We start from the raw sequence: 18,387 nt of genomic DNA on the forward strand, positions 1-18,387 counted from the left end.
TGGCCGCCGGCTGAACCCAACGCACCGCCGGGGCCGCCCTTGTGAAGGGTCCCCCCTTGTCCTCCTCTTCTGCTTCGCAGCAGTCGCACACCTCCATGTCCTCGCACCCCCTGGCCCCCTACGGCTGGGACGACGCCTGGGCCGCCGAGTTCGCCTCCTACGCCGACCAGGGCCTGCTGCCCGGCCGGGTCGTCCGGGTCGACCGGGGTCAGTGCGACCTCGTCACCGCCGACGGCCCGCTCCGCGCCGACACCGCCTTCGTCACCCCGCACGACCCGATGCGGGTCATCTGCACCGGTGACTGGGCCGTCGTCGACCCCGGCGGCGACCCCCGGTTCGTGCGCGCCTACCTGCCGCGCCGTACCGCCTTCGTACGCAACACCTCCTCCAACCGGTCCGAGGGGCAGATCCTCGCGGCCAACGTGGACCACGCCATCATCGCGGTCTCGCTCGCCGCGGAGCTGGACCTCGGGCGGATCGAGCGGTTCCTGGCCCTGGCGTGGGAGTCGGGCGCGCAGCCGCTCGTCGTCCTCACCAAGGCCGACCTGGTGCCCGACCCGGTCGGGCTCTCCTATCTGGTGCGGGACGTGGAGACCGCCGCGCCCGGCGTCCAGGTCCTGGCCGTCAGCTCCACGGCCGGCGAGGGCGTCGAGGTGCTGCGGGCGGTCGTCTCGGACGGCACCAGCGTGCTGCTCGGCCAGTCCGGCGCGGGCAAGTCCACGCTGGCCAACGCGCTGCTCGGCGCGGACGTGATGGAGGTGCAGGCCACCCGGGACGTCGACGGCAAGGGCCGGCACACCACCACGACCCGCAATCTGCTCGCCCTGCCCGGCGGCGGTGTCCTCATCGACACCCCGGGGCTGCGCGGGGTCGGCCTGTGGGACGCCGAGACCGGTGTCGCACAGGTCTTCGCGGAGATCGAGGAGCTGTCCCGGGAGTGCCGCTTCCACGACTGCGCCCACGAGGCGGAGCCGGGGTGCGCGGTGATGGCGGCGATCGAGGACGGCTCGCTGCCCGAACGGCGTCTGGAGAGCTACCGCAAGCTGATCCGCGAGAACCAGCGGATCGTCGCCAAGACGGACGCGCGGCTGCGCAACGAGATCCGCCGCGACTGGCGGCTGAGGTCGGCCGAGGGCCGGGCGAACTACGCGGCCAAGCGGGGCCGCGCCCGCTGACGGCCCCGAAGGCGGAAGGCGGACACGGCGCCGCCGTCCGCCGACCGTGCCGGGTCGCCCGCGCGGATCCCCGCGCCCCGAGGCAGTCAGGGGCGCGGGGACCCGCGCGCTCAGCCACCCACGACCCGCGAAGGGCGCCCCAGCGCCGTGTCCGATTCCCGCCAGTACCGGCACCGCCGCGCGCGCACACTGGACAGGTGACGACGTACGTGGAGAGCGACACGAGGACGCCCGCCGAGGCCGCCGAGGCCGACGAGACCCGGTACGAGGCCGTCAGCAGCCGGGACGCCCGCTTCGACGGCGTGTTCTTCTTCGCCGTGGTGACGACCGGCATCTACTGCCGCCCCAGTTGTCCGGCGGTCACCCCCAAACGCGAGAACGTCCGCTTCTTCCCGACGGCCGCCGCCGCCCAGGGCCACGGCTTCCGCGCCTGCCGCCGCTGCCGCCCCGACGCGGTGCCCGGCTCGGCGGAGTGGAACGTCCGCGCCGACGTGGTGGGCCGCGCCGTCCGCCTCATCGGGGACGGCGTGGTGGACCGCGAGGGCGTCCCCGGCCTCGCGGCGCGCCTCGGCTACAGCACCCGGCAGGTCCAGCGCCAGCTCACCGCCGAACTCGGCGCGGGCCCGGTCGCCCTCGCCCGCGCCCAGCGCGCCCACACCGCCCGGATACTGCTCCAGACCACCGGGCTGCCGGTCACCGACATCGCCTTCGCGGCCGGGTTCGCCAGCGTGCGGCAGTTCAACGACACCATCCGGCAGATCTACGCCCGCACCCCCAGCGCCCTGCGGGCGGAGTCCGGCACCCGGGCCGGGGCGGGCCGGGCCGCCTTCGCCGCCGGCATCCCGCTGCGCCTCGCCCACCGGGGCCCGTACGCCGCGGGCCCGGTCTTCGACCTGCTCGCCCGGGAGGCGGTGGCCGGTGCCGAGGAGATGACCGGCGAGCCGGGCGCGCGCACCTACCGCCGCACCCTGCGGCTGCCCTACGGCACGGGCATCGTGGCCGTCGACGAGGCGCGCCCGCGCCGGGGCGGCTGGCTCCAGGCCCGCCTCCACCTCACCGATCTGCGCGACCTCACCACCGCCGTGCAGCGTCTGCGCCGCCTCTTCGACCTCGACGCCGACCCGTACGCGGTGGACGAGCGGCTCGCCGCCGGCCCCCGCCTCGCCCCCCTGGTCGCGGCCCGGCCCGGGACGCGCTCGCCGGGGGCCGCCGACCCGGACGAGTACGCGGTACGGGCGCTGGTCGGCCGGGACCTGGCCGGCGAGCTGACCGAGACGTACGGGAAGCGGCTCGACGTGCCGTGCGGCCCGCTCACCCACCTCTTCCCCGAGCCCGCCACCCTCGCCGCACACCCCGATCCGGTCCTGGCCGGGCTGGCCGCCGCGCTCGCGGACGGCAGGCTGCGCCTGGACGCGGGCGCCGACCGGGAGGAGGCGGTACGGGTCCTGCGCACGCTGCCCGGCCTCGACGCCCGAACCGTGGCGCTGATCCGTATGCGGGCGCTCGGCGAGCCCGACGTGGACCTCGACGACGGGACGGGGGGCGGCCTCGGCGCCACCGAACCGTGGCGGCCCTGGCGCTCGTACGCCCATCACCACCTGCTCGCGGCCGGTGTGTCCGGCGCCTTCACCTAGGGCGCGCGGACGGCCCGGCCGACGGGCGCCGGGCGGCCCCGTCTGGGAACGTCGGAACATGATCCGCCTCGCCCGCCTCCCACGGGACCGGTGGTCGGCGTTCGTGCCGGCGCTCGCCGTGCTGCTGCTCGCGTTCACCTGGGGACGCTCGCTCCCCTCGGCCCTGGTCGCACTGGTGGCCTGCTTCCTCGCGGGCGCGGTCCTGGCGGCGGTGCACCACGCCGAGGTCGTGGCGCACCGGGTGGGGGAGCCCTTCGGATCGCTGGTGCTCGCGGTCGCCGTGACGGTCATCGAGGTCGCGCTGATCGTCACCCTCATGACGGACGGCGGCGGCAAGAGCGCCACGCTCGCCCGGGACACCGTCTTCGCCGCCGTGATGATCACTTGCAACGGTATCGTCGGCGTCTGCCTCCTCGTCGGGGCCCTGCGCCGCAGACTGGCCGTCTTCAACCCCGAGGGCACCGGCGCCGCCTTCGCCACGGTGACCACGCTCGCCGGGCTCAGCCTGGTGCTGCCGACCTTCACCACCAGCAAGCCGGGCCCGCAGTTCTCCCCCGCCCAGCTCGTCTTCGCCGCCCTCGCCTCGGTGGCGCTGTACGGACTGTTCGTCGCCACCCAGACCGTGCGCCACCGCGACTACTTCCTGCCCGTCACCCAGCAGGGCGAGGTCCTTGAGGAGGAGCACGCCGATCCGCCGGCCGCCCGTACCGCGCGGGTCAGCGTCGGGCTGCTCGCGGTGGCCCTGGTCGCGGTGGTGGGCCTGGCCAAGGGCGTCTCGCCGACCATCGAGCGCGGGGTGGCCGCCGCGGGGCTGCCCGCCTCCGTCGTCGGCGTGGTCATCGCCCTGCTCGTGCTGCTCCCCGAGACCATCGCCGCCTCCCGGGCCGCCGCCCGCGACCGCGTGCAGACCAGCCTCAACCTGGCGCTCGGCTCGGCCATGGCAAGCATCGGACTGACCATTCCGGCGGTCGCCCTCGCCTCGGTCTGGCTCTCGGGACCCCTCGTCCTCGGCCTCGGCGCCAGCCATATGGTGCTGCTCGCGCTCACCGTCGGCGTCGGCATCCTCACCGTCGTCCCGGGCCGTGCGACCCCGATGCAGGCCGGTGTCCACCTGGCCCTCTTCGCCGCGTACCTGGTGCTCGCGGTCAGCCCCTGAGCCGAGCGGCGCGGGACGACGGCTCCGTCCCGGCGGGCCGTCCGACCGACCTCGTCCGCTACTCCTCGTCCAGACCCCAACTGTGGATCTTGTCGGGGTGGATACGGATCAGCTCCTCGCTGAAGTGCGGGCCCAACGCGTGGGGCCCGGTGAGCAGTTCGGCCGTCCCCCGGATCTCCACGCCCCGCACCCGCCACGGCCGTACGCTCACCACGTCGTCCACGACCAGCGCGAGCAGGGGGTTCACCAGCAGGTTGCGCCACTTCTTGGTGGTGCCGAGCGCGTGACCGCCGATCAGGATCGTGCCGTCGTCCTGCGGGAAGAACCCGACGGGGTTCGCCTGGGGCCGGCCCTTGGGGTCGACGGTCGCCAGCCGGCCCAGCCGCTGGGTCCTGAGGTACGCGCGCTCGGCCGCGCTGAATTCGGTCATGCCCCAGCGTCACACGCGCACCCGGTCGAGGTCATCGGCTCGGGGGACCAGCGCGTCCGGGGCGCGGGACCTGCGTCCCCGGCCGGTCAGGCCCAGATCACCACACCCGCCCACACCCCCACCACCAGCAGACACGCCAGGAGCTCCACCAGCACCGAGTACCCGCCGGACCGCAGCACCGTGCGGGCCGACGACCAGCCCGCCCCATGGCTGCCCAGCCGCATCCGCTCCGCCCCGTACAGCCCCGCCAGGAAACCCGCCACCGCGCCGACGACCGGCAGCAGGAAGAACCCGGCGATCGCCGCGAGACCGGCGGCGAGCAGCGAGCGGCGGGGCACCCCGGCCGCCTTCAGACGGCGGGGCGGCAGCGACAGTTCGAGCGCCTGGGTGAGCAGCAGCAGGCCCGTCGCCCCGGCGAGCACCGCCCAGGCCGTGCCGGTGGTGTCGGTGAGGGCCCACCACGCGACGGCGGCCCACACGATCGCCGGGCCGGGCGCCCCCGGCACCAGCACGCCGAACAGCCCGAGGAGCATCACCAGGCCCATCACCAGGAGCAGCCATATGCCCACCTGCCCAGCGTGCAGCAATGCCGACGTCCGTGCAGGGCGGGGGAGGGGCTGCGCGGCCCGCGCCGCGCCCGTGTCGGCCGCTACCGGGCCACCCAGCCGCGCTCGTACGCGTGCCAGCCCAGCTGGAGCCGGGTGGTGACGCCGGTCAGCTCCATCAGCCCCTTCACCCGGCGCTGTACGGTCCGCAGACCCAGGCCGAGCTGTTTGGCCACGCTGGCGTCGGTCATCCCGGCCAGCAGCAGCGAGAGGATCTCCAGGTCCGTGGCGTCGGGGCCGGACGGCTCCTCCTGGACCCCCGTGCCCGCCAGGCGCAGCGGCAGCGCCTCCCGCCACACCGCCTCGAAGAGGCCCATCAGCGACTCCAGCAGGCCGCTGGCGTGCACCACCAGGGCGGCGGGTTCGGCGTCCCGGCCGGTCAGCGGCACCATCGCCAGGCTGCGGTCGGCCACCACCAGCTTGGTGGGGACCCGCTCCACCGTGCGCACCCGCTCCCCGCGCCCGAGCGCCGTGGTGACCTCGATGATCCCGGCGGGCAGCGCGAGCATCTCGCGCTCGATGACCACCCGGTAGGCGACGCCCCGGGTCACCGCCCGCTCCTCGGACTCGTTGTCGACCCCGGTCACCGCGACCGGGTCGCCCGTGACCAGCGCGCACACCTCGTCGGCCGCGCCCAGCTGGAGCTGGTGGAAGCGGTGGGCGACGGCGGAGGCGCCGGTCACCACCTCCACCAGATCGTGCACGGCCGGCTCGGCGGCCTCGGCCCGGTACTCCTCGGCCAGCAGCGCCGCCGCCAGCTCCGCCTGGTCCAGCTCGTGGCGCTGCTGGGTGAGCAGCGCGCCGAGCGCGACTCCGGGCGGCGCCGCCACCCACCGCCCGGTCCGGGCCGAGGACTGGGCGGCCAGGCCCTGGCGCTCCAGGCGCCGCAACGCCCGTTCGGTGTCCGGCTCGGGCAGCGCGAGCCGGTGCGCCAGGTCCGCGACCTCGGCCGCGCCCAGCGCCACCAGCGTTCGGTACGCCGACTCCTGCGTCTCGTCCAGGCCTATCGCTCCGAGCACCCTCGTCCGCCCCTCTCCGCGGCTGTTCGCGCCGTGGCGGAAAACGGCCACGGCGCGAACCCGCCTCACAACATCGTCCCCGCACCTTCCGTCGCTCTGCCAAGCTGGCGCAACCGCAGTATCAACAGCCGTCGGCAACACGGCATTTGCGCGCTTTGGGCGCGGAGTGCTTTGTTCCGGATTCAGCTGCGGAGAGCGATGCGCCCGATATGGCGTACGGCTCCGGGAGCAGCGACCGCAGCCGTCCCGTGGAGGGCGAGCGGTGAGCGGACTCCTCGAAGGCTTCGCCGGGCGGCCCTCTCGTGGGGGGAAGGGCCGCCCGGCGGGGGTGAGTCGGCTCGTTCCCGCGTACGGGCCACGGATTTGTGTGCTGACCACTTTTACCCGTTCCACCGTTTTCGTACGGCCCGTGCGGTGGACAATAGGGGCATGAGTCAGCAGGGGGAGAGGCGCACCTCGGACGACGACTGGTGGGCTCGCCTGTACGACGAGCCCACCCCGGACAGCGCGCCCGCCACCGCGGGCGACACCCTCGACGACCGCTTCAAGTCCGTTGCCCGGGCGGTGAGTCCGCCCGTACCGGACCCCCGGTCGCCGCAAGCGGGACCGCCGCCGTACGCACCGGGTGGCGCGAAGCGGCCCACGGCGCGGGACGGAGTCACCCCGGCGGACCCGGCCGACCTGGGGGACCCGGCGTACTCGACCGATCTGGGGGACTCGGCGGACTCGGCCGCCGCGACCGACCTGACCGCCCCGGCCGATCCGCCCGCCCCGGCCGACCCGCCCGCCGCGACCGACCCGGCCGCTCCGGCGGACCCCGCCCCCGCCCCGCCCCCGCCCAGGACGCTGTGGCAGCCGCCCGGCACCACGGCCCCGGGTTCCCGCCGTACGGCCGGGTGGTGGGAGCCGGCCGACGCCCTCCCCCCGCTCGCCCCGCCACCGCCCGGGTACGAACCCGCCGCCCCCACCCCGCCGTCCGGTCCGCCCTCCGCCGGGGCCGCGCCGCCACCGCCGCTGCCCGGTCCGCCCTCCCCCGGGGCCACCGCCGCCCCGCCGCCCGCGCCGCCCGCTCCGGTCGCCGCCCCGCCCGCCGCGCCCCCCACCCCCACCCCGCCCCCGCCTCCCACCCCGCCCCGGCCCCGTGCCGGTCATGTGGGGGACGGGCCGCCCACCTACGACGCCGAGCCCACCGCGCTTCCCGACGCGCGGCCCGACGGCCTCGACGAGCTCGTCGCGGACACCGTCCTGGACGGCGCCCGGTACGGGGCGTACCTCCTGCGCGCCGCCTCCGTACGCGGCGACTCGGCCCGCTACCGGGGCGAGCACCGGCGCGACGCCCTGCTCACCGCCCGGTTCGGGCACGGCGAGGACGCGCTGGTCCTGGTCGCCGTCGCCAGCGGTATGCGGGCCTTCGAGGGCGCGCACCTCGCCGCCGCCGACGCGTGCCGCTGGATCGGCGGCGCGATCGGCCGCAGCCACACCCGGCTCGCCGACGACATCAGGGCCGGGCGCCGCAGCGACCTCAAGTCCGGGCTGCACCGGCTCACCGACCGCAGCTACGGCCGGCTGCGCGCCCGCGCCGCCGAGCTGGGCGCGGAGCCCGAGGAGTACACGGCGGGGCTGCGCTGTCTGCTGCTCTCCGCCGATCCCAGCTGCCGCACCCGGGTCTTCTTCGGGGTCGGGCCGGGCGGTCTGTTCCGGCTGCGCGGGGGAGCCTGGCAGGACATCGAGCCCGCCGCGCCCGAGCCCGGCGAGGTCAGCGGCGCGCCCGTCGTCGGGTTCGGCTCGCCGCCCTCGGAGACCGCCGAGGGCGACCGGCTCACCATGGACCTGAACACCGTGGAGCCCGCCCGTCCGTACATCGACCCGCCGCCCCCGCCCGTCGACCCGTTCCGCTTCCGCGCCTCCGTCGCCCGCCCGGGTGACACCCTGCTGCTGTGCAGCGGGGGGCTGGCCGAGCCGCTGCGCGGCGAACCCGCGCTCGGCAAGGAGCTGGCCGAGCGCTGGGCCGGGAACGAGCCGCCGGGACTCGCCGGATTCCTCGCGGACGTCCAGGTGAGAGTGAAGGGGTACGCCGACGACCGTACGGCGGTCGCCGTCTGGGAGGCGTGAGGCGGCGGCCCGTGGATGAATGGGCTCCATGGCCAAACAGAACGTGGCAGAGCAGTTCGTGGACATCCTCGCGCGCGCGGGAGTGCGGCGGATGTACGGCGTCGTCGGCGACAGCCTCAACCCCGTCGTCGACGCCATCCGCCGCACCCCCGGCATCGACTGGATCCAGGTCCGCCACGAGGAGGTGGCCGCCTTCGCGGCCGGCGCCGAGGCCCAGCTCACCGGGACCCTCGCGGCCTGCGCCGGCTCCTGCGGCCCGGGCAACCTGCATCTGATCAACGGCCTCTACGACGCCCACCGCTCGATGGCTCCCGTCCTCGCCCTCGCCTCCCAGATCCCCTCCTCGGAGATCGGTCTCGGCTACTTCCAGGAGACCCACCCCGACCAGCTGTTCCAGGAGTGCTCGCACTACTGCGAGCTCATCTCCAGCCCCAAGCAGATGCCCCGGCTGCTCCAGACGGCCATCCAGCACGCCATCGGCCGGGGTGGGGTCAGCGTGGTCGCGCTGCCGGGCGACGTGGCCTCGGAGCCCGCCCCGGAGAAGGCCGTCGAGCACGCGCTGGTCACCGCGCTGCCCTCGGTGCGCCCCGGAGACGCGGAGATCGACAAGCTCGTACGGCTGGTGGACGAGGCCGGACGGGTGACACTCTTCTGCGGCAGCGGCACCGCGGGCGCCCACGCCGAGGTCATGGCGTTCGCCGAACGCGTCAAGGCGCCGGTCGGCCACGCACTGCGCGGCAAGGAGTGGATCCAGTACGACAACCCGTACGACGTCGGAATGAGCGGACTGCTCGGTTACGGCGCCGCCTACGAGGCCACCCACGAGTGCGATCTGCTCATCCTCATCGGCACGGACTTCCCGTACAACGCGTTCCTGCCCGACGACGTCAAGATCGTGCAGATCGACGTCCGGCCCGAGCGGCTGGGGCGGCGCTCCCAGCTCGCCCTCGGGGTGTGGGGCGACGCCAAGGAGACGCTGCGCTGCCTCACCCCGCGCGTGCGGGCCAAGACCGACCGCCGCTTCCTGGACAAGATGCTCAAGAAGCACGCCGACGCGCTGGAGGGCGTCGTCAAGGCGTACACCCGCAAGGTGGAGAAGCATGTGCCGATCCACCCCGAGTACGTGGCCTCCGTCCTGGACGAACTCGCCGACGACGACGCGGTGTTCACCGTCGACACCGGTATGTGCAACGTCTGGGCCGCCCGTTACCTCTCGCCCAACGGCAGGCGCCGCATCATCGGCTCGTTCAGCCACGGCTCGATGGCGAACGCGCTGCCGCAGGCGATCGGCGCCCAGTTCACCGACCGCCGCCGCCAGGTGATCTCGATGTCCGGCGACGGCGGGTTCTCCATGCTGATGGGCGACTTCCTGACCCTGGTCCAGTACGACCTGCCGGTGAAGATCGTGCTTTTCGACAACTCCTCGCTCGGCATGGTGGAGCTGGAGATGCTGGTGGCCGGGCTGCCCTCGTACGGAACGGACAACCGCAACCCCGACTTCGCGGCCATCGCCCGCGCGGCCGGTGCCTACGGCGTACGGGTCGAGAAGCCCAAGCAGCTCGCGGGCGCCCTCAAGGACGCCTTCCGGCACAAGGGGCCCGCCCTGGTCGACGTGGTCACCGACCCCAACGCGCTCTCCATCCCGCCGAAGATCAGCGCCGAGATGGTGACCGGTTTCGCGCTCTCCGCCAGCAAGGTCGTGCTGGACGGCGGAGTCGGGCGGATGCTCCAGATGGCCCGTTCCAACCTCCGTAACGTGCCCCGGCCGTAGGCCTGTCAGGCAGGTGTCCACCCGGCACCCCGGCGATGGGGTGATCCTCCTTGGTCAGCGCGTCTCATGACCGGGTGGCCGTAAAGCGTGCGGGACCGCAGGCGATGACGGCTCCGAACGTCTGAATCAGGGGTGGACGGCTCCGGGGACCCGGTGACTCGCCTGTGGGTAAGGGGCGTCGCCGGGGAGCGCCCTCGTCACCCGGCGACCCGGCCGCGACCGGACCGCGGACCGTGGAACCGCTCCCGGTGTGTATCCCGTCGGTTGTTGCGGAATCACCATGCGTGACGGGGGGTCACCGGGGCATGCATCCCGTGAGGGTGTTCGAGACGGAGAGGGATGTGACGACGTGCGGGTGGGGGCTATGACTGGACGTCAGGGAGGGGGCGGGCCCGAGACGAGCGGGGCGTTCCGTGGCACCGGCGCGCGTGCGCTGCTCCAGGGGCAGCTGCGGCGCAGGGTGGGGCGGTCCGACCTCACGGCGGTCGCGGAAGTGCGGCGCGCGCTGCGGGAGTTGCTGGGGTACTGGAAGCACACGGGGCCGGTCGAGGTGGCCGAACTGCTCACCTGCGAGCTGGTGACCAACGCGCTCATACACACCGACCAGGGAGCGGTGGTGACGGCCACGGTGGCTCCGGCGGGGCTCCGCGTCGAGGTGCACGACTTCACCCCGGAGCTCCCCGATCCGTACGTACCGTCCACCGACGACGGTACGCACGGCAGGGGCCTGCTCCTCGTGCAGGCGCTCGCGGACGCCTGGGGCGTACGGATGCACGAGGCGGGCAAGGTGGTCTGGTTCGAGCTCGGCAACGGGACGGCGTGAGGCCGCCCGGCCCACGGCTGCCGGCTGGACCGGGGCGGCCCGCGCTCAGCCGAACTGCTGCTCCAGATCCTTGAGTTTGCGCTCCAGATGGTCCAGGCGCGGCAGCGTCTGGGTGTCGTCCTCGGCCGTGAGGTCGACGGTACGGTGCGCCGTCGCGGACTCAGTGCCGTCGACGGCCTGAAGGGAGGGGCGGTCGCGAAGAGGCAGCTGTCCCGGCTCGGATATGGCGGGCTCCGCGACGGCCTTCGGCTGACCGGAGCCGGCGCCCGCCGCCATGGACGGGACCTCGATCCGACGGCCGCCCGGCCGCACCCGGCTCATGTTCCGGCCCTGCCGGCTGAGCGCCTTGAGGTGGGCCCGCTCCAGCTTCTCCTGCTCGCGCCGGCGCAGCCGGTTCTGCTCCTTGGCGCGCCGGTCCTCGCGTACCTCCTCGACCGCCTCGTCCAGCGTCCGCACCCCTTCGAGGAGCATCAGCGACCAGGCGCCGAAGGTCTCCCTGGGGGCCCTCAGCCACCGGACGATCCGGATCTGCGGCAGCGGACGGGGCACCAGGCCCTGTTCGCGCAGCGCCGCCCGGCGGGTCTGCTTCAGCGCGCGGTCGAAGAGCACCGCCGCCGACAGCGACATCCCGGCGAAGAACTGCGGGGCGCCCGCGTGGGCCATGCCGCGCGGCGCGTGCACCCAGTTGAACCAGGCCGCCGCGCCCGCGAACGTCCACACCAGCAGCCGTGAGCCGAGCGCCGCGTCGCCGTGGCTGGCCTCGCGCACCGCCAGCACCGAGCAGAACATCGCGGCGCCGTCGAGGCCGAAGGGTACGAGGTACTCCCAGCCGTCCGTCAGGCTGAGGTTCTGCCGGCCGAAGCCGACCAGGCCGTGGAAGGAGAGCGCGGCGGCGACGGCCGCGCAGCAGAACAGCAGTACATAGGAGGCGGTGCCGTAGACGGCTTCCTTGCGGCGCCGGCGTTCCTCGCTGCGTTCCCAGGTGTCGTCGGACGTGCTCCCGCTCGCGCGCTTGCCGCGCGCGAGGACGACCAGCGCCACGACGACCCCCACGATCATCACGCCGCCCGGAAGCAGCCAGTCCAGATGTATGTCGGTCAGTCGCATGCGGTGTCCCTTTAATCACGTAAGACGTTCCGGGCGCCATAGTGCTCCTGCCGCGCGCGGACGCAGGCGTTTTCGGGGGAACCGGCCGTCATTGACGGCCGGTGGCATACGGATAGGTGCGATCTGCTCGAACTGGGTTCGCCACATGATGAGTTGAGTTCGAATTCGACTCACCCGGACGAGTGGCGTGGGTTCAGGAGGCGGCGCTCAGCTTGGCCACCCGGTCGGCGTCGCAGGTACGCGGACAGGTGACACAGGTGTCCTCGGGGCGCAGCGTGTAGAAGAGGCAGCAGCTCGCCCGGTCGCGGGTCGGCAGCGGCTCACCGGCCGGCCCGCTCAGCTCACGGAAGCCCGCGGCGCCGACGTACGGCCTGGTCGAGCCGGGCAGCAGCCGCTCCAGCTCGGTCATCGCCCGGCGCTCCTCGCCGAGCAGGGCCGCCACGTACCACAGGCCCTCGACGACCTCGTCGGTCGCCATGCCCCACAGCGCCCGCCGGCCGCGCCGCATCCGGGGCCCGAAACCGTCGAGCACCGGGCCCAGATGCTCGGCGACGGCCGCGCGGACCTCGGCGCGCAGCGCCTCCTCGTCCGGGACGACCCGCGCGCCGGGCAGCGCCGCCGCCGGGTCCCCGGGCAGGCACGCGAACTCCCGCACCCGCACGGTCAGCCGTCCCAGGGTGCGCTGGAAGGACACGTCCTCGACGGGCACCCGCGGCACCCGGCGGTGCAGGAACCACGGCACCGTGATCAGCAGACAGGCGGGCCAGGCGTAGCGGTGGAAGCCGAAGGAGGCGATGACGTCGGGGCGGGCCCGCTGCCCGTAGTCGCGCAGGACCTGCTCGTCGTCCCAGCCGAGGAAGGCGTCCAGGGCGTCCCCGCCGGAGGCGAGCTGGTCCGCGCCGACCCAGCCGGGAGAGCGGGGCGCCCGCTCGCCGTCCGCCAGCTCCTGGACCCGGACGCCGGGGCAGACGTCGGCGAGGCGTGCGTAGGACGCGGCCAGGGGGCTCGCGAGCAGCGTCGGCACAGTCATGCAGGGACCACCGAATCACGATCGTTGGCAGGTAAGGCTTACCTTAGCGGATGTGCGCGATGTTTGAACTGTCGCTTTGTCCGCCTATGGTGCTGGGGGAATACCGAGCGGTAGGAGGGCGTGGGGTGGAGCGGGGCAGAGCGCGCGAGGCGGCGGTGCCGCCGTCCGGGGCTGCCCGTGTGCCCGCACAGGCCCGGGTGGAGGGTGATCTCTTCGGGCCCTCCGTACGAGAGGCTTCCGCTGTACGGGAGGGCTCAGCTGTACGGGAGGGTTCCGCACGCGGTGAGCACACGCACGGCGAGCCGCCCGCGCCCCGGGTCCGCCGGCACTCGGTGCGCGGCCAGATCCTGGAGGCGCTGCGGGCCGCGCTGGTCGACGGCGAGCTGGTGCCGGGCGAGGTGTACTCGGCGGTCGTGCTCGGCGAGCGCTTCGGCGTCTCGGCCACTCCGGTCCGCGAGGCGATGCAGCGCCTGGCCTCCGAGGGCGCCGTCGAGGTGGTCCCCAACCGCGGCTTCCGGGTCACCGAGCGCACCCCGGGGGAGCTGGCGGAGCTGGCCGAGGTCCGCGCCCTGATCGAGGTGCCGGTGATGCTGCGGCTGGCCCGGACCGTGCCCGCCGCGCGCTGGGCCGAGCTGCGGCCCCTGGCGGAGGCGACCACGCAGGCGGCGGCGGTCGGCGACCGGGCGGGTTACGCCGAGTCGGACCGTGCCTTCCACCGGGCGGTCCTGGCCCTCGCCGGGAACCGGCAGCTGCTCCAGGTGGCGGAGGATCTGCACCGGCGCTCGCAGTGGCCGCTGACGGCGGCGCCGGTCGCGCGCCGGGCGGAGCTGGTGGCGGACGCGGCCGAGCATCTGGCGCTGCTGGACGCGCTGACCGCGCAGGATCTGGCCGTGGTGCAGGCGCTGGTGCGGGAGCACTTCACCGGGTCCGCGCTCTGACGCCGGGCCGCGGCGGGGGCGTTCCCGCCGGCGCGGCGGGTGCGTGTCGCTGCGCGGCGGGTGCGGGTCCGTCGTGGCTGGTCGCGCAGTTCCCCGCGCCCCTGAGGTATCCCGCCGCAGCCGGAGAAGCCGGCTCAGCCACGGACCTTCGGGGGCGCAGGCAAACCGCGTGTCTCAGGTCGTCGCCGGGGACGGGGCCAAGTGGGTTGCCAGCCAGGTCGGGACCCCGCCCAGGAGCCGGAACAGCCGAGCCGCCTCCGTGCGCAGCCGGGCCGCCTCCGGCTCGGGCTCGGCCTCGGCCAGGGCGGCGAGCGCCGGGGCCGTACCGACCAGATAGCCCAGCTCCTCCCGGATCCGCAACGACTCCGCGAAGCCGTGTCTCGCCTCCGCCAACTCCCCGTCCCGCAGGGCGAGTCCGGCCAGATGGCGCCAGGTGAAGGAGAGCAGCAGGGTGTCCCCGTGCGCGGTGGCGCCCGCGTGCGCGCGGCGGTAGGCGGCGCGGGCCGCCTGCGGCGCGTCCGCCACGTTCTCCGCGAGCAGCCCCCGGCGGAAGTCGAGCAGGGCCCGGCCCCGCGCCGCCGGGGCGATCAGCGCGGCGGCCCGGCCCAGCGCCGAGCGGGCCTCGTCGGCGCGGTCGCGCACCCCGAGCAGTGTCGAGGCGTACGCCAGCTGGCCGCGTTCGCACGCCGCCGCGCCGCGCTCCTCGTCGTCCCCGGCCACCGCCTCCGCGCCGCGCAGGGCCTCCTCGGCCTCGGCCCAGCCGTCCCCGGTGTACAGGCACCGCTCGGTGAGCAGCGCGGCCCGCTGGAGCGCGGCGCCGGGCTCCGCGCCGTGCGGTTCGAGCAGCGCGGCGGCGTCCGTCCAGCAGCCGCGCGAGCGCAGCCGCCACACGGCGGTCTGCAGTGGATGCAGCGGATGGAGTGGATCGAGCGGATCCCCGTTCTCCACAGTCGTTCCGGAATCAGACATGGCGGAGTACGCCACGTTGCCCTCCCCGAGCGCGCCATCGAGCCGTTGAGTCCGAGCTGTTGAGCCGTGTGGCGAATCTCAGCACGGATTGGCACGCCGGGCCAAGGGCCACGCGTGAATTCCTTCACAAACGGCGGATTGCGGTACGTCGCGGTGGTGTTCCGGGTCGGCCGCGCCGTCCGCGCGCCCCCTCAGCTCATGCGCAGGGCCAGGAAGAAGTCCAGCTTGTCCTCCAGGCGCGAAAGATCACGCCCCGTCAGCTGCTCGATCCGGCCCACCCGGTAGCGCAAGGTGTTGACGTGCAGATGCAGGCGCGTGGCGCAGCGGGTCCAGGAGCCGTCGCAGTCGAGGAACGCCTCCAGGGTCGGGATGAGCTCGGCCCGGTGGCGGCGGTCGTAGTCGCGCAGCGGGTCCAGCAGACGGGCCGTGAAGGCGCGGCGCACGTCGTCCGGGACGAACGGCAGCAGCAGGACGTGCGAGGCCAGCTCGTGGTGGCCGGCCGCGCAGACCCGTCCCGGGCGGGCGGCGGCGACCCGGCGGGCGTGCCGGGCCTCCTCCAGGGCGCCGCGCAGCCCCTCGGCCGAGTGCACCGCGGCGCTGACACCCAGTGTCAGGCGCCCGTCGTCGGCGAGGCCCGCCGAGAGCGGTGCCTGCACCGCCGCGAGCAGGGCGTCCGCGTGCAGCCCGGCCTCGGTGCCCTCCGGGCCGACCGCGGGCAGCGGCACCAGCGCGATGGCCTCGTCGCCCACGTGGGCGACCGCGATCCGGTCCGAGGAGTCGGAGCCCGCCACGGCCGGGTCGACCAGGACCTCCTCCAGCAGGGTCTGGGCGACCGGGCCGCCCGCGACCTCCGCCGCGGTGGCCGCCGTCTGGCTCCAGTCGACGCGGGCCACGATGACCTGCCAGTGCGGCGCCGAGCCGAGGCCCGGCAGCAGCACCGGGGCGGCGACCCGCAGCCGGGCCGCGATCTCCGCGGGCGCGGCCCCGGTCTGCACCAGCTCCAGGACCTCCTGGGCGAGCCGGCGGCGTACCGTACGGGCCGCGTCGCGGCGGTCGCGCTCCACGGCGATCAGCTGGGTGACGCCCTGGAGCAGGTCGAGTCGGGCGGCGGGCCAGTCGGCCGCGTCGGCCTCCACGGCCAGCAGCCAGTCCGACAGGACCGTCTCGCGCACGTCACGGGCGGCGGGCGCCGCGCCGCGCCCGCTGTGGTGGATGGGGAAGAGCGAGTACGTGGTGCCCCGCACCACGGCCCGGTGCGGGCCCCGGCGGCCGGTGCGGGTCGCGCCGAGGTGTTCACCCGCCAGAGTGGCGGCGACGGCCGGGTCGAGCGGCTCGCCCGCGCCCGCGATCCGGCGGCCGGTGGGGGAGAGCACCCAGGCCCGCAGGTCGAGGTCGGAGCCGAGCAGGTCCAGGACGACCTCCGGGCCGCCGCCCGCGGGCCCCGAGGTCATCAGCCGCCGGTGCCGGTCGACCACGGCCGCCAGGTCCCCGGCACGCTCGCCGGAGACCTGGCGCACCACGTGCTCGGTGATGGTGGCGAAGGCCACCGACTCGTTCACCGCGAACAGCGGCAGCCGGTGCTGTGCGCACGCACGGATCAGGTCATCCGGGATCGCGCCCAGCTCGGCCTCGCCGGCCGCCAGGCCCACCACCCCGGCACCGGCCAGGATGCGTACGAATGGCTCGGAATCGTCGGCGTCGCGGCGCCAGGCGAGGCCGGTGAGGACCAGCTCGCCACCGGAGAGATAACGGCTGGGATCACGCAGGTCAGTGGTCATCACCCCGCGCACGGTGCGGTCCAGCTCGTCGTCGCCGCCGAGCAGCCGCAGCCCCAGCGCGTCGGTCTCCAGAAGTGCGCGCAGCCGCATCGCGTGTCGCCGCCGATCTGTCTTGTTGTTGCCGGTGGAAAGCGGTGGGGTTACTGAGCACCGCCTTTCATACGAATCTACAAGACGTGGATGGAGACCAGCCAACTCCTTCATGGTTTCGGTGACTGCACCCGGTGGAGTGAGGCTTGTGTACTGGGGCCACACAGCGTGAACAGCACATGAACGACTTCATCAGCCAAGGGCCGGCCGTCCCCGGGACCCGCGCGAACGACCCCGATTGAGAAGAAGAGAGCCACTCATGGACTTCCTTCGCCCCGCCAGCTGGGAGGAGGCGCTCGCCGCCAAGGCCGAGCACCCCACGGCTGTGCCCATTGCGGGTGGCACCGATGTGATGGTCGAGATCAACTTCGACCACCGGCGGCCCGAGTACCTTCTGGACCTGAACCGCATCGAGCTGCTGCGCGCGTGGGAGACCGGCGAGGAGACCGTACGGCTCGGCGCGTCCGTGTCGTACACCCAGATCATGGAGAACCTGCGCGCCGAGCTGCCGGGTCTGGCGCTCGCCTCGCACACCGTCGCCTCCCCGCAGATCCGCAACCGCGGCGGTGTCGGCGGCAACCTCGGCACCGCCTCCCCGGCCGGTGACGCCCACCCGGCGCTGCTCGCCGCGGGCGCCGAGGTCGAGGTCGAGTCGGTCCGCGGCTCGCGGCTGATCCCGATCGACGACTTCTACACCGGTGTGAAGCGCAACGCGATGGCGCCGGACGAGCTCATCAAGACCGTCCACATCAAGAAGGCGGACGGCCCCCAGCAGTACTCCAAGGTCGGCACCCGCAACGCGATGGTCATCGCGGTCTGCGCCTTCGGCCTGGCCCTGCACCCCGAGACCCGGACGGTCCGTACCGGCATCGGCTCCGCCGCCCCGACCCCGGTCCGGGCGAAGGCGGCGGAGGAGTTCCTGAACGCCGCGCTCGACGAGGGCGGCTTCTGGGAGAGCGGCAAGATCATTACTCCCTCGATCGCCAAGCAGTTCGCGGAGCTCGCCTCCGCCTCCTGCAACCCGATCGACGACGTACGAGGCACGGCCAAGTACCGCCGGCACGCCGTGGGCATCATGGCCCGCCGCACGCTCGGCTGGACCTGGGAGCAGTACCGCGGCACCGGCCGCTCGCTTGAAGGAGCTGCATAACCATGCGCGTCAATTTCACGGTCAACGGCCGCAAGCACGAAGCCGACGACGTCTGGGAGGGCGAGAGCCTTCTCTACGTCCTGCGCGAGCGCATGGGCCTTCCCGGTTCGAAGAACGCCTGCGAGCAGGGCGAGTGCGGCTCCTGCACGGTCCGTCTCGACGGTGTGCCGGTGTGTGCGTGTCTGGTCGCGGCCGGTCAGGTCGAGGGCCGGGAGGTCATCACGGTCGAGGGCCTGGCGGACTACGCCAAGCACCGCCAGGAGGCCCACCCGGGCGGCGCCTGCCCCGCCGGCTCCTGCGGCACCTCCGTCGACGCCGCCCGGCGCTGGCAGGCCAGGCCCGCCGACGGCCGCAGCAGCGAGACCGGCGAGCTCTCCCCGGTCCAGCAGGCGTTCATCGACGCCGGCGCCGTCCAGTGCGGCTTCTGCACCCCGGGTCTGCTGGTGGCCGCCGACGAACTCCTGGAGCGCAACGCCTCCCCGTCCGACCAGGACATCCGCGAGGCCCTCTCCGGCAACCTCTGCCGCTGCACCGGTTACGAGAAGATCCTCGACGCGGTCCGCCTCGCGACCGCCCGTCAGGAAGAGGCGGTCTGACGAT

The 18,387-nt window shown here is 74.2% G+C and carries 16 protein-coding genes; 9 read left to right on the forward strand and 7 right to left on the reverse strand.

Annotated elements, in window-relative coordinates; translation table 11 throughout:
- The first annotated feature begins 95 nt into the window (after positions 1 to 95).
- The 3 genes from rsgA (at position 96) to ACZ5ID_RS07350 (ending at position 3,965) form a co-directional block, all read left to right on the forward strand.
- Positions 96 to 1,175, forward strand: coding sequence for a ribosome small subunit-dependent GTPase A (gene rsgA / locus ACZ5ID_RS07340; protein ID WP_468895064.1), 1,080 nt, complete (start codon positions 96 to 98; stop codon positions 1,173 to 1,175).
- Between the two features lie 197 nt (positions 1,176 to 1,372).
- Positions 1,373 to 2,809: an AlkA N-terminal domain-containing protein gene (locus ACZ5ID_RS07345; protein WP_468894309.1), complete on the forward strand. Its 1,437-nt coding sequence runs from the start codon at positions 1,373 to 1,375 to the stop codon at positions 2,807 to 2,809.
- 58 nt (positions 2,810 to 2,867) lie between these two features.
- The gene (locus ACZ5ID_RS07350) at positions 2,868 to 3,965 is read left to right on the forward strand and encodes a calcium:cation antiporter (RefSeq protein ID WP_468894310.1); all 1,098 of its coding nucleotides are present in this window, start codon (positions 2,868 to 2,870) and stop codon (positions 3,963 to 3,965) included.
- Between the two features lie 58 nt (positions 3,966 to 4,023).
- Here the strand turns inward: ACZ5ID_RS07350 and ACZ5ID_RS07355 are convergent, their stop codons facing one another.
- From ACZ5ID_RS07355 to ACZ5ID_RS07365, 3 genes are all read right to left on the reverse strand, one after another.
- Positions 4,024 to 4,395, reverse strand: a complete 372-nt coding sequence (locus ACZ5ID_RS07355) for a PPOX class F420-dependent oxidoreductase (RefSeq protein ID WP_468894312.1) — start codon at positions 4,393 to 4,395, stop codon at positions 4,024 to 4,026.
- Between the two features lie 86 nt (positions 4,396 to 4,481).
- Positions 4,482 to 4,940 (reverse strand): DUF456 domain-containing protein, encoded by a 459-nt coding sequence (locus ACZ5ID_RS07360; protein ID WP_468895066.1) that lies wholly within the window; start codon positions 4,938 to 4,940, stop codon positions 4,482 to 4,484.
- A gap of 104 nt (positions 4,941 to 5,044) precedes the next feature.
- Positions 5,045 to 6,019 (reverse strand): helix-turn-helix domain-containing protein, encoded by a 975-nt coding sequence (locus ACZ5ID_RS07365; RefSeq protein WP_468894314.1) that lies wholly within the window; start codon positions 6,017 to 6,019, stop codon positions 5,045 to 5,047.
- Positions 6,020 to 6,448: 429 nt separating this feature from the next.
- Between ACZ5ID_RS07365 and ACZ5ID_RS07370 the strand changes: the two genes are divergently transcribed.
- The 3 genes from ACZ5ID_RS07370 to ACZ5ID_RS07380 all read left to right on the forward strand — a co-directional run bounded on the left by ACZ5ID_RS07370 (position 6,449) and on the right by ACZ5ID_RS07380 (position 10,725).
- Complete coding sequence (locus ACZ5ID_RS07370; protein ID WP_468894315.1) at positions 6,449 to 8,131, forward strand: protein phosphatase 2C domain-containing protein; 1,683 nt, start codon at positions 6,449 to 6,451, stop codon at positions 8,129 to 8,131.
- A 28-nt stretch (positions 8,132 to 8,159) separates the two neighbouring features.
- Entirely contained in the window at positions 8,160 to 9,902 is a 1,743-nt protein-coding gene (locus tag ACZ5ID_RS07375; RefSeq protein ID WP_468894316.1) for a pyruvate dehydrogenase, read from the forward strand.
- Between the two features lie 364 nt (positions 9,903 to 10,266).
- A complete protein-coding gene (locus ACZ5ID_RS07380) occupies positions 10,267 to 10,725 on the forward strand; it encodes an ATP-binding protein (protein ID WP_468894317.1) in 459 nt (152 codons plus the stop codon).
- 45 nt (positions 10,726 to 10,770) lie between these two features.
- On the opposite strand, the gene ACZ5ID_RS07385 is transcribed toward ACZ5ID_RS07380, so the two are convergent.
- Together ACZ5ID_RS07385 and ACZ5ID_RS07390 are read right to left on the reverse strand one after the other, a co-directional pair.
- Positions 10,771 to 11,832, reverse strand: coding sequence for a DUF2637 domain-containing protein (locus tag ACZ5ID_RS07385; protein ID WP_468894319.1), 1,062 nt, complete (start codon positions 11,830 to 11,832; stop codon positions 10,771 to 10,773).
- A gap of 193 nt (positions 11,833 to 12,025) precedes the next feature.
- On the reverse strand, positions 12,026 to 12,862 hold the full coding sequence (locus tag ACZ5ID_RS07390; RefSeq protein WP_468894320.1) for a (2Fe-2S)-binding protein: 837 nt from the start codon (positions 12,860 to 12,862) through the stop codon (positions 12,026 to 12,028).
- Positions 12,863 to 12,987: 125 nt separating this feature from the next.
- Here ACZ5ID_RS07390 and ACZ5ID_RS07395 point away from each other — a divergent pair, with 125 nt between their 5' ends.
- Positions 12,988 to 13,800: a GntR family transcriptional regulator gene (locus ACZ5ID_RS07395; protein ID WP_468894321.1), complete on the forward strand. Its 813-nt coding sequence runs from the start codon at positions 12,988 to 12,990 to the stop codon at positions 13,798 to 13,800.
- A 174-nt stretch (positions 13,801 to 13,974) separates the two neighbouring features.
- Here ACZ5ID_RS07395 and ACZ5ID_RS07400 read toward each other — a convergent pair whose 3' ends face one another.
- The gene (locus ACZ5ID_RS07400) at positions 13,975 to 14,769 is read right to left on the reverse strand and encodes a hypothetical protein (protein ID WP_468894323.1); all 795 of its coding nucleotides are present in this window, start codon (positions 14,767 to 14,769) and stop codon (positions 13,975 to 13,977) included.
- Positions 14,770 to 14,960: 191 nt separating this feature from the next.
- Complete coding sequence (locus ACZ5ID_RS07405) at positions 14,961 to 16,637, reverse strand: PucR family transcriptional regulator (protein ID WP_468894325.1); 1,677 nt, start codon at positions 16,635 to 16,637, stop codon at positions 14,961 to 14,963.
- A gap of 259 nt (positions 16,638 to 16,896) precedes the next feature.
- Between ACZ5ID_RS07405 and ACZ5ID_RS07410 the strand changes: the two genes are divergently transcribed.
- Positions 16,897 to 17,787: an FAD binding domain-containing protein gene (locus ACZ5ID_RS07410; protein ID WP_468894327.1), complete on the forward strand. Its 891-nt coding sequence runs from the start codon at positions 16,897 to 16,899 to the stop codon at positions 17,785 to 17,787.
- 2 nt (positions 17,788 to 17,789) lie between these two features.
- Positions 17,790 to 18,383 (forward strand): (2Fe-2S)-binding protein, encoded by a 594-nt coding sequence (locus ACZ5ID_RS07415; protein ID WP_468894329.1) that lies wholly within the window; start codon positions 17,790 to 17,792, stop codon positions 18,381 to 18,383.
- The last annotated feature ends 4 nt before the right edge of the window (positions 18,384 to 18,387 follow it).

This window comes from Streptomyces sp. NPDC031670 (assembly GCF_055580545.1).

Excerpts from the sequence above, each read along its gene's own strand:
- rsgA (WP_468895064.1), top strand. The coding sequence starts at position 96 with ATGTCCTCGCACCCCCTGGCCCCCTACGGCTGGGACGACGCCTGGGCC.
- ACZ5ID_RS07350 (WP_468894310.1), top strand. The coding sequence starts at position 2,868 with ATGATCCGCCTCGCCCGCCTCCCACGGGACCGGTGGTCGGCGTTCGTG.
- ACZ5ID_RS07355 (WP_468894312.1), bottom strand. The coding sequence starts at position 4,395 with ATGACCGAATTCAGCGCGGCCGAGCGCGCGTACCTCAGGACCCAGCGG.
- ACZ5ID_RS07360 (WP_468895066.1), bottom strand. The coding sequence starts at position 4,940 with ATGGGCCTGGTGATGCTCCTCGGGCTGTTCGGCGTGCTGGTGCCGGGG.
- ACZ5ID_RS07370 (WP_468894315.1), top strand. The coding sequence starts at position 6,449 with ATGAGTCAGCAGGGGGAGAGGCGCACCTCGGACGACGACTGGTGGGCT.
- ACZ5ID_RS07375 (WP_468894316.1), top strand. The coding sequence starts at position 8,160 with ATGGCCAAACAGAACGTGGCAGAGCAGTTCGTGGACATCCTCGCGCGC.
- ACZ5ID_RS07380 (WP_468894317.1), top strand. The coding sequence starts at position 10,267 with ATGACTGGACGTCAGGGAGGGGGCGGGCCCGAGACGAGCGGGGCGTTC.
- ACZ5ID_RS07385 (WP_468894319.1), bottom strand. The coding sequence starts at position 11,832 with ATGCGACTGACCGACATACATCTGGACTGGCTGCTTCCGGGCGGCGTG.
- ACZ5ID_RS07390 (WP_468894320.1), bottom strand. The coding sequence starts at position 12,862 with ATGACTGTGCCGACGCTGCTCGCGAGCCCCCTGGCCGCGTCCTACGCA.
- ACZ5ID_RS07400 (WP_468894323.1), bottom strand. The coding sequence starts at position 14,769 with ATGTCTGATTCCGGAACGACTGTGGAGAACGGGGATCCGCTCGATCCA.
- ACZ5ID_RS07405 (WP_468894325.1), bottom strand. The coding sequence starts at position 16,637 with ATGCGGCTGCGCGCACTTCTGGAGACCGACGCGCTGGGGCTGCGGCTG.
- ACZ5ID_RS07410 (WP_468894327.1), top strand. The coding sequence starts at position 16,897 with ATGGACTTCCTTCGCCCCGCCAGCTGGGAGGAGGCGCTCGCCGCCAAG.
- ACZ5ID_RS07415 (WP_468894329.1), top strand. The coding sequence starts at position 17,790 with ATGCGCGTCAATTTCACGGTCAACGGCCGCAAGCACGAAGCCGACGAC.